The 13851-nt window shown below is 44.9% G+C and carries 13 protein-coding genes and 2 tRNA genes; 9 read left to right on the plus strand and 6 right to left on the minus strand.

Annotated elements, in window-relative coordinates:
• Positions 1–5: 5 nt before the first annotated feature.
• The 3 genes from WC882_04380 (at position 6) to WC882_04390 (ending at position 2065) form a co-directional block, all read left to right on the plus strand.
• Positions 6–509, plus strand: coding sequence for a DUF192 domain-containing protein (locus WC882_04380; GenBank protein MFA5842872.1), 504 nt, complete (start codon positions 6–8; stop codon positions 507–509).
• Between the two features lie 9 nt (positions 510–518).
• Positions 519–1040, plus strand: a complete 522-nt coding sequence (locus tag WC882_04385; protein MFA5842873.1) for a hypothetical protein — start codon at positions 519–521, stop codon at positions 1038–1040.
• Positions 1041–1117: 77 nt separating this feature from the next.
• Positions 1118–2065, plus strand: coding sequence for a ribose-phosphate diphosphokinase (locus tag WC882_04390; protein MFA5842874.1), 948 nt, complete (start codon positions 1118–1120; stop codon positions 2063–2065).
• Between the two features lie 7 nt (positions 2066–2072).
• Here the strand turns inward: WC882_04390 and WC882_04395 are convergent, their stop codons facing one another.
• On the minus strand, positions 2073–2375 hold the full coding sequence (locus WC882_04395; protein MFA5842875.1) for a hypothetical protein: 303 nt from the start codon (positions 2373–2375) through the stop codon (positions 2073–2075).
• A gap of 4 nt (positions 2376–2379) precedes the next feature.
• The gene (locus tag WC882_04400; GenBank protein MFA5842876.1) at positions 2380–3435 is read right to left on the minus strand and encodes a PrsW family glutamic-type intramembrane protease; all 1056 of its coding nucleotides are present in this window, start codon (positions 3433–3435) and stop codon (positions 2380–2382) included.
• Between the two features lie 48 nt (positions 3436–3483).
• On the opposite strand from WC882_04400, the gene rpiB reads away from it, so the two are divergent.
• The 4 genes from rpiB to WC882_04420 all read left to right on the plus strand — a co-directional run bounded on the left by rpiB (position 3484) and on the right by WC882_04420 (position 5179).
• Positions 3484–3933: a ribose 5-phosphate isomerase B gene (gene rpiB / locus WC882_04405; GenBank protein ID MFA5842877.1), complete on the plus strand. Its 450-nt coding sequence runs from the start codon at positions 3484–3486 to the stop codon at positions 3931–3933.
• Positions 3934–3976: 43 nt separating this feature from the next.
• A complete protein-coding gene (rpe, locus tag WC882_04410) occupies positions 3977–4606 on the plus strand; it encodes a ribulose-phosphate 3-epimerase (protein ID MFA5842878.1) in 630 nt (209 codons plus the stop codon).
• A gap of 82 nt (positions 4607–4688) precedes the next feature.
• Positions 4689–5033, plus strand: a complete 345-nt coding sequence (locus tag WC882_04415) for a carboxypeptidase-like regulatory domain-containing protein (GenBank protein ID MFA5842879.1) — start codon at positions 4689–4691, stop codon at positions 5031–5033.
• Between the two features lie 69 nt (positions 5034–5102).
• Positions 5103–5179: transfer RNA gene (locus WC882_04420), tRNA-Arg, on the plus strand.
• A 235-nt stretch (positions 5180–5414) separates the two neighbouring features.
• On the opposite strand, the gene WC882_04425 is transcribed toward WC882_04420, so the two are convergent.
• From WC882_04425 to WC882_04440, 4 genes are all read right to left on the minus strand, one after another.
• Positions 5415–5488: transfer RNA gene (locus tag WC882_04425), tRNA-Trp, on the minus strand.
• Positions 5487–5801 carry a GIY-YIG nuclease family protein gene (locus tag WC882_04430; protein ID MFA5842880.1) on the minus strand — a complete coding sequence of 105 codons (315 nt, stop codon included), beginning with the start codon at positions 5799–5801 and terminating at the stop codon, positions 5487–5489. Before WC882_04430 ends, WC882_04425 begins: the two co-directional genes overlap by 2 nt.
• A gap of 65 nt (positions 5802–5866) precedes the next feature.
• The gene (amrB, locus tag WC882_04435; protein MFA5842881.1) at positions 5867–6694 is read right to left on the minus strand and encodes an AmmeMemoRadiSam system protein B; all 828 of its coding nucleotides are present in this window, start codon (positions 6692–6694) and stop codon (positions 5867–5869) included.
• Positions 6695–6867: 173 nt separating this feature from the next.
• Complete coding sequence (locus WC882_04440) at positions 6868–8643, minus strand: hypothetical protein (GenBank protein MFA5842882.1); 1776 nt, start codon at positions 8641–8643, stop codon at positions 6868–6870.
• A gap of 160 nt (positions 8644–8803) precedes the next feature.
• Between WC882_04440 and WC882_04445 the strand changes: the two genes are divergently transcribed.
• Together WC882_04445 and WC882_04450 are read left to right on the plus strand one after the other, a co-directional pair.
• Positions 8804–8968, plus strand: coding sequence for a hypothetical protein (locus WC882_04445; protein MFA5842883.1), 165 nt, complete (start codon positions 8804–8806; stop codon positions 8966–8968).
• A 9-nt stretch (positions 8969–8977) separates the two neighbouring features.
• Positions 8978–13851: hypothetical protein (locus WC882_04450; protein ID MFA5842884.1), on the plus strand; the 4874-nt coding region annotated here is incomplete at its 3' end.

Here is a 13851-nt window from a genome sequence, read left to right on the forward strand (position 1 = left end):
TAAATATGAGAAAATTCCTTTTAAATTTTTCGATCGTTATTTCCGTTTTATTTTTAGGAAGTGGGTGTTTTTTATCCGGTGGGAATAATGTATTGGAAGCTCAAAAATTTGCGATGGAGCCGCTCATGGTCGTGAAAGCGGACGGGAGTTCGGTGGAATTATCCGTTGCGATTGCGGACAGCCATGAGGAACGAGTGAAAGGGTTGCAGGGCGTTTCCGGGCTCGGTTCTTATGAGGGGATGTGGTTTGTTTTTAGTGATGATGCGGTGCGTGAATTTTGGATGAAAGATATGCAAATTTCGTTGGATATTATTTTTGTGGATGCGGATTTTCGTGTAACGACTTTTGTTGAAAACGCGGCAGCGTGTTCTACGATGGATCCCGAACAGGTCGATTGTACGCATTATTCTTCGGTGGAATCGGTTCGTTATGCGTTGGAGTTGAAAGCCGGAAGTGTGAAGGATTATGGGATTCAAGTGGGGGATACGATAAGATGGCCGGTTTTATAATTAAAATTTATGATTTTTTCGCGTCGACATTCCTCAGTTCAACCTCCGAGTGATGAGAAAAATAAGCCGGGCTCGCTCGAGTCTTTAGTCGAGGGGTTTTATGATGAGCTTTTTATGTTGAGCGCCAAACATCGATCTTTAGTCGCACTTACGGTGAATGAAGGAGATCGACGATTCGCCAATCGAATTCAACGCATTTTAGGGGATCGTCATGTGGCGTTGGATTTAGGAGGAAGTCATGCGATCGCCATGGCAACGGGTTATGCGTTGGCCGGGAAAATTCCACTTTTGGTCGGATCTGCGCATGCCATTTTTGAGCGTGGTTTTCCATCGCTTCATGAATTGGTAATCCAGCCCGGTTTGAATATAAAAATGATTGGAGTCTCGGATTCAAAAGAATTTTTACCGGCTGGTTTTTTAAAAAATTTTCCAACGATTTCTTTTTTTATGCCGCACACGTACGACGAGACACGTTCCATGGTGGGTTCCATGATGAATCGACATGGCCCGGCGTGTCTTTATTGTGAATAAATTTTTTCGATTAAAGTTTGTTCTTATTTGGGGATTGGTATTATAGTTAGATAAAATCGTCCTTTAAGCTCTTCCCCATGACTCATCATCGTCCTCTTAAGTTGTTTTCCGGAACGTCGCATCCCGAACTTGCTCAAGAGATTGCAACTTGTTTGGGTATTGAAGTTTCCGAAAGCGTATCCAAGCATTTTGCGAGTGGAGAAATTTATTTTAAGCCCATGGATACGGTGCGCGAGTGTGATGTTTTTATCGTGCAAACGGCAACGTCCAATGTGAACGAAGATATGATGGAACTTTTTGTGATGCTCGATGCTATGAAGCGTTCGTTTGCCTCGCGCATTCATGTGGTCATGCCGCATTATGCGTATTCTCGCCAGGATCGCGTGGCGTCTCCGCGTGAACCGATCACGGCTCGTTTGATGGCGGATTTGATTTCAACCGCCGGAGCCACGCATCTTATTACTTTGTCGTTGCATTCGGGTCAAACGCAGGGATTTTTCAGTTTCCCGGTGGATAATGTTCATACTCATCGTTTGTTCATCGATTATTTTAAAAAGAAAAAATTTAAGGATTTGGTTGTGGTGTCCACCGATGCCGGCGGGGCCAAAGCGGCCAAACGTTTAGCGGATCCGTTTGGAGTGGAAATCGCGGTGATCAATAAAATGCGCCCTTCTCACAATGTGGCGGCTGCGTTGTCCGTCGTGGGAGATGTGAAGGGGAAAACGTGTGTGGTTTTTGATGACATGATCGATACCGGAGGATCTGTTGTGACTGCGTATGAAGCGTTACGAAAAGAAGGCGCGAATCCGGATATTTATTTGGCGGCAACGCATGCGGTGTTTTCCGATCCGTGCGTTGAACGTCTCAAAAAAACGGGATATAAAGAAGTGATTGTGACCAATTCCATTCCGCTTCCAAAAGAAAAAGAATTTCCGGGCTTGAAAGTTCTTTCCGTGGCTCCTTTGATTTCCGATGTGGTTCGTTGTGTGCACGAAGGCAAGTCGGTAACCGGGGTGTGGGAATAAGCGAAATTTATTCAAAAAGATCGCTCAATTGAGGTTGAGGTGCGGGCATGTTTCCGTTGTAGAGATCGTTCATTCGTTGGTCAAATTGATCCGGATGGGAAGGCGCGGGTGATCCGCTGCCCGAGGCTCCGTACAGTGGATGATCCGGAGCAATGCTCCCGGCCGTTGCGCCAATCCAACCTCCGGAACCCAGCGTTCCCAGATTTCCCCAAACATCTGTTTTGTCGTTGATATTAAAAAGATTCATAACGTCTTGAAGAGACGAATGATCTACTTGAGTGAAAAGATGAGAAAAAGTGCTGAAATCCATAATCTTAGGTTTTAAAGAAGTAATGCCATGCGGCTCGATTTAAGAATCGTAGAGCACGAAAGCAACCTTTCATAAAAGATAACGGCGGCCATGTCTTTTTTATTACAAAATTCTTTGTTTTTTCAACACCAAACAGTGCGATTTTTTTAAATTTTGGAAGGATTGCGTACGCATGGATAAAGTTTTTGGCATCGATTCCAACTCCCCCCAAAAGAAGGATGAGAAAAAGCCAGGGTGTTAAATGTCCTCCACCCAAAAGACTGAAGATTTTTAACATTAAACCGGATTCATCCCCCGCGTTGTTGGCCATGTGTTCAAATGTAATCCAAATAAAAGCCAAGAGTGGAATTTGCCAGCGTAATGGTTTTTTATTGAATTTTTTGGAACAATAAAATCCAAGGCCGATGGCCAAAGTTATAAAAGCGGTGGCGGCTCCGTGTCCTATGTATCCCATGGCTTCATTCCCGTTGCCGTACGAAAAACCGGTGGCATCCGGGAATAAATAAACATTGCCGAGGTGCGGGCCGAAATGTTCTCCCAAATAGCCTTCTCGATAGTAATCTTCAGACATTCCAAAAGCGGTGCCACTCATCATTCCCAGCATCACCCAATCGGAAATATTCCATTGTTGGTCTGGATTTTTGCGATATAAAAGGTAGGCGGAGAGAAGAACGGGGAATAATTTTAAAATTTCTTCCAACGTTGGGAAAAAGAGAGAGGAAGCAAAAAAACTTCCGCCCGGATCAAACCCAAGCGCTCGATATCCGGCGCCGATTAAAAGAGTTATTCCGGTTCCCAGAAAAAGTCCGCGTCCGTACATACCGATGCCATAGCGGGTGGAAACCGATCTTGTGAAGAGAGTGATGAGAAGGATGAAAAGGATGAATTGAATTTGGCCAAAAGCAAGTTCTGGATTGTCATTCCAATAGTAAAAAATGAGTCCGGCAAAAATAAGGATTCCCAAGTTGCTTAAAATGGGGTAAAAATTATTTTTTTGAGCGGTTTGTCCCATGAAGTTATTGTACCAAAAGGCTTTTTTTTGGCCAGAGAGAGTCTCCATGTTATACTTTTTGTATGAATTTTTGATTTTATTTTTTAATGAAATTTTATGAAAATTTATTTTGGAGCGGATCATGGCGGTTATCGATTGAAGGAGGTTTTACAAAAATATGTTCAAGAGGAATTGAAATTGGAGGTTGTGGATCTTGGGACGTTTGGCGAGGAGTCGGTGGATTATCCGGATTATGCGAGGGAAGTGGCGGAAAAAGTGTATGAAAATGCCGGGACTTTGGGAATTTTGGTTTGCGGGACCGGAACCGGGATGTGTATTGCGGCGAATAAACATGTGGGAATTCGGGCCGCGTCTTGCACGAATGAGATGATGGGTCAATTTGCACGAGCGCATAACAATGCCAATATTCTTTGTTTGGGCCAACGGGTGATTACTGAAGAAATGGGTAAGTCCATTGCCAAAATATTTTTGGCAACGCCGTTTGACGGGGAACGACATGAGGTGCGTGTGCAAAAAATTACGGCCATGGAAAGCGGGAAAAAGTAGAGGTGAAGACGGAAATCAATTTATAAAATTTATGAAATTTCCAATGAAAATTAAAATTGCACCCTCGATTCTTTCTGCGGATTTTGGGCGGATGAATGAGGAAATCGCTTCCGTGGAGCCGTTTTCGGATTTGATTCATGTGGATGTGATGGACGGACATTTTGTCCCCAATCTTACGTTTGGTGCGCCGGTGGTAAAGTGTTTTAAACATACGCTTCCTTTGGAGTGTCATTTGATGATCACGAATCCTGAGAAATACATTAAGGATTTTGCCGAAGCCGGGGCATGGATGATTACGGTTCATGTGGAGGTTACGGGGGATAAAACGTCCGAGGTTTTAAAACAAATTCGAGCGTTGGGGGTGAAGCCCGCGTTGTCACTCAATCCACCTACGCCTATCGAAGCGGTGCGCCCTTATTTGGATGAAGTGGATATGGTTTTGGTGATGACGGTGAATCCCGGGTTTGGAGGGCAGGTTTTTATTGAGGATTGTTTAGCTAAGATTTCGACATTAAGACAATGGAAACCGGAGCTTGAAATCGGGGTGGATGGAGGCATCAATGCCGAGACTGCGCGATTGGCGGTTCAGGCCGGAGCCACTCTTTTGATCGCGGGATCGTATGTTTTTAAGGCAAAAAACAGAGGAGCGGCGATTGAAGATTTACGCCAATAGCTTTTAAAATTTGACAATTGTTGTTGATTGAGATGGTTTATGCTATTTTTGTTTGCGGTGATATTTTTTTTAACCTCCCTTTATGAAAAAAATAGGATTTATTTTGACGCTTTTGACTCTTTTTTTAGTCGCAGGTTGTGGTTCGGGAGGAACTCCCGGGATGTTGGTTGGGGTTGTTCAAGATGAAAATGGGAATTTATTAGAGGGAGTGCGAATGGTTTTTGAAAGCGAAGAAGAATATCGCGTGATTTTTTCAACGGTTGAAGGGATTTATGAAATTGAAAACTTGATTGAAGGGACTTATGCGTTAACGTTGGATCGTGATGGTTGTTCAACTTATACCGATGAATATAAGGTGGGTTCTAAGGGAGAAACGGTGAATTTTTCGATGTCTTGTCCTTCTTTAGCGGTTGCGGATTGATTTTAAAATTTTCTTGATATTGCTTTTTTGAGCTTCAGGCTTTACATTTTGCATGCTCAAAAAGGTTTTAAGTGTGTCTCCGTAGCTCAGCTGGATAGAGCGTTGGCTTGCGGAGCCAAAGGCCACAGGTTCGAACCCTGTCGGGGACACCATTTCCGGAGCTTCGCAACGCGGGGCAGAGGAAGTTTGAGTAATGGCTGAATATTAATTTGTTGCTGAAAATTCACCACGCGACTGAAAATGGGGCATTTTTAAAATAATTAACGCAATACGATGGATGTGTTAATCCGTTTAACATGAAGGTTTTCTGGCAGGGGCGGCAGGAATCGCCCGCCCAAGGCGGGTTGGAGACCTCTGTGATATCATTTCATCACGCTTATTAATAATTGGCAGGGGCGGCAGGAATCGAACCCGCGACAAAGGTTTTGGAGACCTCTGTGATACCATTTCACCACGCCCCTATAAATTTAGTGTTTTTAGATAATTTCTACCGGATCCTGTTTTAAAGAATTTTTCACGTAGTATTGCTTCTGATTTTTGTTTAAATTTTTCTTTGTAGATAAGTTGTAGAGGTCTTCGATGTTTGGTTGATTTTACCAGTCCTAATTCGTGTTCTCGGATGCGTCTCGGTAAATTTTTTGTCATGCCGACGTACCGTTTTCCATCTTTCAGGCTTTTTAGGATGTAAATTATATACTGCATCCTTAATCAAGTTAACTGGATGGCGGCAGGAATCGCCCGCCCAAGGCGGGTTGGAGACCTCTGTGATACCATTTCACCACGCCCCTAGAATGATTTGTGTTAAGAGAGAACGAGTGGATTCTACCAGACCTTGGTTTTTAGTAAAATGTTCCGAACAAATGGCTCGTGTTTTGGGTGGGGTCTGAGTTGTTGAGAAGTGAGGCTGAGGAGGTGCGTTTCCAGAGGGTGAAATCGAGGGCGTTTTGAGATTGCATGAGGCGCAGAAAAAAATAGAGCGTCTCCGGAGAGTCCACGGCCAGGCCATCCGGGGTTTGGTCGAGATCGAAGCTAGTGGCGAGGGTTTTGATGGTGTCGAGCGTGATTGTTTCATTATTTAAATTTTCAAAAAAGTTCACCATGCGTTCATCGTTTTTTAAGGCGGTTTCTTCACTCGTGTAGTGCGTGAAATCGAGACTTCCCACAATGATCGTGTGACTCAAGTCGAGTTGTAAAAGTTTTTCTAAAGCGAGATCGATGCGTTCTTGGGGGGTGTTGGTTTTGATGATCAATGGGAGGAGTTTGGCGTTCGGGAAAGTGCTCACTAAAAAGGGTTCTTCTACGGTGATGCCGTGTTCGAGCGAGAATTTTTCCGGCTCGATGTGGATGGGGCCGGTTTGTGTGATTAGAGCGATGGCGTCGAGGTCAATTCCCTGATCTGTGGTTTGAATCGTACTCCAGCCGTAATTGAAATGATTGGGGCTTAAAAGAATAATTCGCTCGATGGAATTTGCGTCGATGGTGTTCCCGATTTCCTGATAAAACGTGTCGATGTAGGGCTCAACTAAAAGATGATGCGGGACAATGAAGCCGCGAATGTTTTGAGGGAAAGTGGAAGAGCCGGAAAGAACGTTGGAGGCGCTGGTTTGGCAGCCGAAAAAGGAAAGGAGCAGTGTGCTTGCGAGAATGAATTTTGAAAATTTAAACATAATATAAAACGGCGATTAGAGACAAAGAGTGCTTTGGTCACCGCGGTTCGGTCGCTCCTGCGGCGCCCGCCCGCTATGCCTCGCGCCAATCGTTTCGCTTTGCGGAATCCAAGCCGATTGGCGCTGCGGGATTGCCCAAGAGCACTCTTTGCCTCTTCGCCTTTAATTTTTATCTACTTTTTCCACGGCCTTGACGCTGTGCCACCCCATTCCACGACGGTGAAGCCGCGGCGCGGGACAGAAACCAAGGTTTGTTCTTGGACTTGGAACGGTTTGGTTACGGGGTCAAAGTACATGAACACGCGAATCAGGGTGTTGGGTTTGGGGGAGATTTCGAGAGGTGCGATTTTGTTGAAATCTTGCGTGCCTACGAACGTGACGTAAAAATACGGTTCATCGAAATTGAGCATGCGGCTCACCCAATACTCCATGAAGTCGGCTTTTTCTTGAGTGGTGAGTCCGAGTTGGGTCAGGGAGTCATTCAAGAATGTTTCAATATTTTCACGCGCCACCATGAATCCGGAGGTGGGAGTTACGCCGGTTTTCGACAATCCTTCCCAGAAAAGATAGGGATACGTCATGCCATCCGCGAGATTGGTGAGTGTGCCATCGGGTTGGGCCACTACGGTCCATCCATTGTCGCCGTACGCGGGATCGGAGTAGGTGATTTCATCGATTCCCACTTTTACGCGAACCGTCGTGGTTTTCGTGGGATAGAGGTAGATCACGGGTTTGCCACATTCAACCGGAGGTGCAATTTCAATTTGCATCAAGCTTCCGAATTGGCCCAAGGGATCTTTAAAATAGACTTTGGGATGAAGCGCGAGATATTCGGCGTAGGTTTTTACAGGGGCTTCGTAGGCGGTTTGCATTTCGACGTAATTGTTGTATTCCCCAAGAAAAGTGCTTTGCTCGGGCATAATGGCGATCTCGGTTGTGACAGGGGGCTCTAACCCGGCAAGGCCTTCCACTTCATAAATATCAAATCCGTTGGAGGTTTTTCCAACCACCGTTAGATTGGCTTCGGTTACCTCTTCCACCAAATAGCAGTTTCCGGAAATGCCGCATCCCGTGGGTTTGTATTTGTAGTTTTGAGTGAGATTGGTGGTGGAATTATCGTTCCAAGTGATTGTAACGTCTTCGGCTCCTTCCTCTTCCGTGTTGAAATTAAAGCCCGGGTCGTATTCATAACGTGCGATGGAACCGTCCGGGAGTTGGACGTAAAAACATCCCGAGCGATACACGTCTCCAACGGTTTCACTTGTGAAAGAGAAGTCTCCAGGGAGTGTGTCGGGGAAGTAATTGTAAGAATCCGAGCCAAGGGTGAGTTTGTTTATTCCGTCGGGAAGAAGCATTTCTTGAGGGGTGGCGAGTCCGTTTAAGATTAAGGTGTCGTCTTTTGTGGCTAAAAGCGGGTCGAGATAGGTGGGGGCGTTTCCTGTTTCCGAATGATTGGGAAGCCAAGTGAAATCGCCCGTTGCTTCATTCCACAGGAAGCGATAAAGGCTTTCTTCTATACACATGCCGTCGCAGGGGGCGACCAAAACAACGAGGGTGTCATTTTTGTAAGCGTTGTCTGCGGTGATGGTTCCGATTGCGTACCATTGGAAGGAGGAAGCAAGATCCCCGTCCCAGGTTGTTTCGTACTCGGTGCCGGTAGAGCTGTTGTATTCGTTGTAAAGACGCGTGATTTCTTCTTTGTAAGGTTCGACAAAGGAGGGGTTGTAAAGTTGCGTGATTGTAAAATAAGCAACATCGCCTTCGGCAAAATAGGGCGCGATGTCAAAATTGGAGGTGGTTATTTCTTTGTCCCACGGGGTGTCGCCTTTGCCGTCTTCAGTCGGGATGGGGTTGGGAGTGATAACGGTTTCGGTGCCGCAGCCGGTGAGGGCGAGGGTGAGGACAAAAAGCGCTCCGAGAAGGAGGCTTAAGAGTTTTTTGGTTTTCATAAAAGAAAAAATAAGGGATAAAAATTTTGCTCATCTTTAATGGTACGGCTTTTCCGAGAGGAAGGTAACAAGATCCCTGTTGTGGTGGCGGTTTTGGCTTGACTTAGCCAAAAAATAGGTTACAATAAGTCCTTTATTTAATTCTCCTTTCGATCTCCTTATGCAACACCATCGTTTTATTCATTTCATTCGTTTGAAGCTCGCTTTGGAACAGGCGATCCAGACGTTTGAAGATTCGGAAGAGGATCGTTTTTTGCTGGCGCGGTTGTTTTTGTCGCGCGACATCCTCGATGGCGTTTTGTTTAAGATGAGGGGGAGGGGGTAAAATTTTGCCATGGGTTTTACAGATATAATTAACGGAGACCTTTCTCATAGAGAAAGAAAAAAGGCAAGGAACGCTTTTATAGATCAAGCTTTAGCTGCCCGAGAAACTCTTGTTGATCAAACCGTTGCTTCTGTTGGGCCCACGGCCTTGGCTGCTTTGGGGAGAAAATCTTTTGAGATTTTCCATAAGGCTGAATGGTCTCGATTTCCTTTGCATTTGCCGGATATTCCTTTTGCGAACGCATTAAAGCCCCCTGACGTAGATGCTTTATTCCCGCAACAACCTGGTTATTTGACACCAGCGCAAAGTTTTACCGATTCTTATGAAGAAACCCATTTTAAAAATCATCCCATTCGTAGGCCTGCTTCTCTTGATTATCATGGTGATGCATTGACTGTTACTTGCGGGATTCGTCGTTGGCCGCGACCCTCTCAAGAGGTTATTGCGGAAGGGTTGGATCTTTATAGTAAAACGAGTAGCCCTCGCGTAACTTTAAATTCTTCTCGAAGTATTCGTAGAGACGTTTATCCCACGCATATAGTGCCTTTTGTCCCCTTGGATGAAAATACAACTTCTACAGGTTGGGCCCAAGAGACTTTTTCAAGATTATGTGCGCTTAGAGCCCGATCGACTTATCCGGAAAAATATTCATTGGAAGCTATGGCAGATCCGGTGATGTATTTGGCACCCCGACTTGTGAATACGACCCCGGAAGAACTTATTCCTCCAAGAGAAATTGTTATGGATGAGGGGAAAAAAGGATTTTACGAAAAAATAAAAACTGTTTTCGGAGAAAAGTTTCCTCCGGAGGCGATTTGGTTTTTGTTGAAAAACAGTGATTCTCTTACGTCCGATATGTTGGAGGATGAGGCAATCAAGGGCCCTTTGGGGGCGATGGCAACTTGTTTGGGAAATGGGTTGGTCGTGGATCGACTTCATGAATTATTTCAAAAAGGATGCGCTAAAGGATCGACTCCTTTGCAAGCGCTTGTTTTTAGTTTGCGCGTGATTAGTGCGATTTATGGGAATAAGTATAATTATGTTTATGGGGGACGAAATTATGGCCATGAAACCTGGTGGTTTAAAGAAAATATGGATCTTACCGCTTGTTTTGATGAGGGGGTGAGCGAAAGTGGGGAATGTGGAGGGAATTTTTGTTTGGCATGGGATGGGAAAGGGATGGAAGTTATGGCTGGATTGGCAGAAGCTGCTCAAGTTGTATTTGAGCCTACGCTTGCTTTGTATAAGGCGGGTGGGTATCGGATTGAACGATTTTCGGCGCCTTCTCTCAGAGAAAGATATGAATGTTTAGCTAAAATTGTAAGATGGTATGGGATTGGTAATTTGTCCCGAGCGCTTCGTGTTTTTGAGTTTGCCGAGGGAGTGTTAGAAGATGCACCTGAGGCCCAAGCCGGTAAAGCCTTAGAGAATTTTGTCTATTATTTGGATAAACAAAGACCCGAAAATTCATTGGTGGGTTGTTTGGAAGGAGATGAGGCAACGATTTATATTCCCGGAGTTAGTGGGTTAAGGGAACGAGGCGAGCAAAAGAAGAAGCCTATGAAAACAGATTTGGTCCAAGATAGCACGATGTCCGCTTCTGAATTGAGTGGGTGCTTGGGAGCGCTTACGAGACCTCTTTCTCATCGACGTCCAATTGAAACTGCAGTTCCTGCTTTGCCTCCCGATATTTCTTCAGAGCTTTTATTTTTTCCGGCGGACGAAGTTACCCGTGCCTCTAAACCTAAACTTTTGGGTCAACGTGATTTACCTATTTCTTTAAATGGGTTGGCCGGGTTATTTGGATTTTACGAACCGTATTTGCGTGCCAATTATAATCCCCAGGCTCTTCCGGAAGAGATTTTTTATAGTTATTGGCGATTTTTGGCAGAAGAAATGCCGGATCCGTTTGCGCCACCCTTTGTTTTTTCGGATCGTTATGCAACGGGAGGAGGCTATGAAAGAGAAAAAGATCCTTTTATTACTTTTTTGAGAGGTTTAGTTACTCATGTGAAAGTGGATTGGTGTGCGTATACCTCTCCGCCACCTGCTGATTCTCGCGAAAAACAGCCTCAACCAGTGGCTGTTCCCGGAGCACTTGAGGGGCTTAAAAGTCTTTTGCAGCTTTGGGCTACCGGGTTTTTAAATGACGAAAAATTGGCATGGATTTTACCCACTTTGGCAGATGAAAAAAGAACCCCCTCGTGGGAAAGGGAAAGATGGGTTGTTTCAGGGAGAAAAAATATAAGGATACAGCCAGATTTTTATACAGATAGAACGGCTCATGATTGGCGGGGGGATCTTCTTAAAGATCCTCGTCCTCTTCTTCAAAAACGTTATGAAGGGATTAGTGGAGCTCGTGCCATGTTGATGTCACAGAGAACTCTTGTGGAATTGGGGTTTATTACGGAAGCTCAATGGCAGTCATTGGGGGAGTCGACTCTTTTGCATGGCGAAAGAAATTGTGGGGTTTCTGATTTTATCCCAAAAGGAGAAACGTCTGAAAGCTTGGCTCCTTGGTTGAGATTACTTGTGCATGAAGGATTCTTGGATCCCGCTCAGTTTCGGCAAAAATATGCATCAGGGAAGGGAAGTATGAGTGTGTTATGGGAAGAGGCGGCTCGATTTAAACAAGCTTTAACGGTTCTTAAAAGACTTGAACAAAAACGATTGGAAGATTTGATGGAAGGCGGTTATTGGGATGGGCCGGAACAAATTGAAGGGATTACGGTAGGGCATTATAGTGATTTTCTTGGATTTGTTGGGATGGCTGATGGGTGGAGATCGGGGCTTGTCATCAATCGACAATTTTTAGAGTATATTTTTTATGCTTATAGCCCTCTTTTTACGGTTCTTAATTTATTGTGTGAACAACATCGATTTCCTTTGACTCGTGATAGTTTAAGGCGTGCGATCGTAGAGACTCCCTCTTTATTTCCTCGAAAAGAGATTGATTCTTCTCGAATTTCTTTGTTGACAGAGGGAGTGGCATTGAAGACCGCTTTAGCGCTTGAGGTAAGAACGGGAAAGGGAGGAGCGATTGATATTCATCGTCCCCGTCCTCATCTTGAGGGTTTATTGGGCCGCTTGAGTGCTCATTATGCAAAAGGAGCAAGATCGGAAGGTACTTATGGTCGTTCTGCCCCTGACCTTATTCGTTTTAAAACAAGGATGCCAGGGTCTCCGATCCCCTCAGGTGTTGAGGGAATACGTGAAATAATTCTCCTTCGGGCTGGTTTACAGGATCAAGCCCCTTCATTGGATACGACGAGTGCTTCTTGTTATATTTCTTCTGTTACCTCACGTTTGCAAGCAATGATGTCCACGGTTGCGGTTATGAGGCATGTTGAGCAATTAGATCCAACGTTACTTGAAATTGTTCAGCCTGTTCGTGGTCCGTTTGATTTAGAAATGATTCGAGACCTTAGGGAAAGATCAGAGCTGGCCCCTTCTAATCAAAGAAGACTGAGGGCTCCCCAATCTCAATTATTGGATTCTCTGGATGCTTTTTATTCAAATCACCCTAAATTGAAAGAAAAAATTTGTGAAGCCAGACGGTTGGCTTTTGGCTTAGTCCCGATTGGAGCAAAAGTCCATTTTAGTAAACCGGTGAATGAAGAAATTTTGACTTTGGTTATGAATAGATTTGGATTGAAAGATTCCAATTTTAAACTTGAACGATCGAATAAATGTTTGATTTTATTTGCCGTACCCAGTGCGGGAGAACTCGAATTGATACTTGAATGTTTGTCTTCATTTGGCCTTTCTGATGATGATTCCGCTCAACTTCAACTTTGTCTTCCCGGGTGGCTTTCTCAAAGAGATGCAGGGATGTTAACAAGTACTCTTCTCTTATCTAAGGAAGTGCCCTCTCTTTTTACGGCAGATTCGTTTAAAACGACCCAAGATGAGAAAACGGGAGCTCGGATCGTAGCTCGCCATGCATTGGGTTATCATGCTTCCCCTCTTTTCTTTATGCCTCCGCACCCTTACAACAAACAACGTATGGATGTTTTGCTTCTGACAACTTTTTCTGAATTTAGAATTGCACAAGATGTTGGTACAGCTTTGCTTATGGATCGTCTTAATTTTGGGCTTTTAAGAAAATTTTGGCCAATTCAAGGTGAAGGGCTTAGTACTCAATTTGAGAAGGATTATCTTACCCTTCTTAAAAGTACTCGGTTTAAAGTGGGTATTCCTATAGAGCAAGGAGGATCTTTAGTGAAAGTATTGGATGCAAATTGGTATTATGAAAACCCAGATGCTGAATCTCAAGATGATATTGGCAATCAGGCTCATTTTGATGGGGCGGTTGACCCGTGTGTCCAAGCCTATTTTGATTGCATGAGTTGTGCCGAAAAGACCGGGGATAAGACTGGAATTGTTTTTGGGATGAGAGAGTCGTATCTTTCTTTTCGGACAAGATTAAGACAGGCACAAATGGCTTTATTGAGCTCAGGAAAGGCTCGACAAGAGGCGGATGTTTTGTTAAATTTTAAATCCTCCGCTTACCATTGATTTGATTTTTTAATAAAATTTATTATGTGTACACCAGAGCATGTAAGACATGTTCCGACGGTTTCTCAACCATCGCGATTTGTTTATCCGGAACCGCGTTTTAAAGAGGGGGGTAATCCTTCTCTTACGCAAGTGACAGATGCAACGAGGGAGAGGATGGCACCAGCGCCTACACAACCGGCTCCGAGACCGACCTCGCCAGCACCAGCGCCTACACAACCGGCTCCGAGACCGACCTCGCCAGCGCCAGCGCCTACACAACCGGCTCCGAGACCGACCCCGCCAGCGCCAGCGCCTACACAACCGGCTCCGAGACCGACCCCGCCAGCGCCAGCGCCTACACAACCGGCTCCGAGACCGACCCC

Source organism: Candidatus Gracilibacteria bacterium, from assembly GCA_041658685.1.
GTDB lineage: Bacteria > Patescibacteriota > Gracilibacteria > UBA1369 > UBA12473 > JBAZZS01.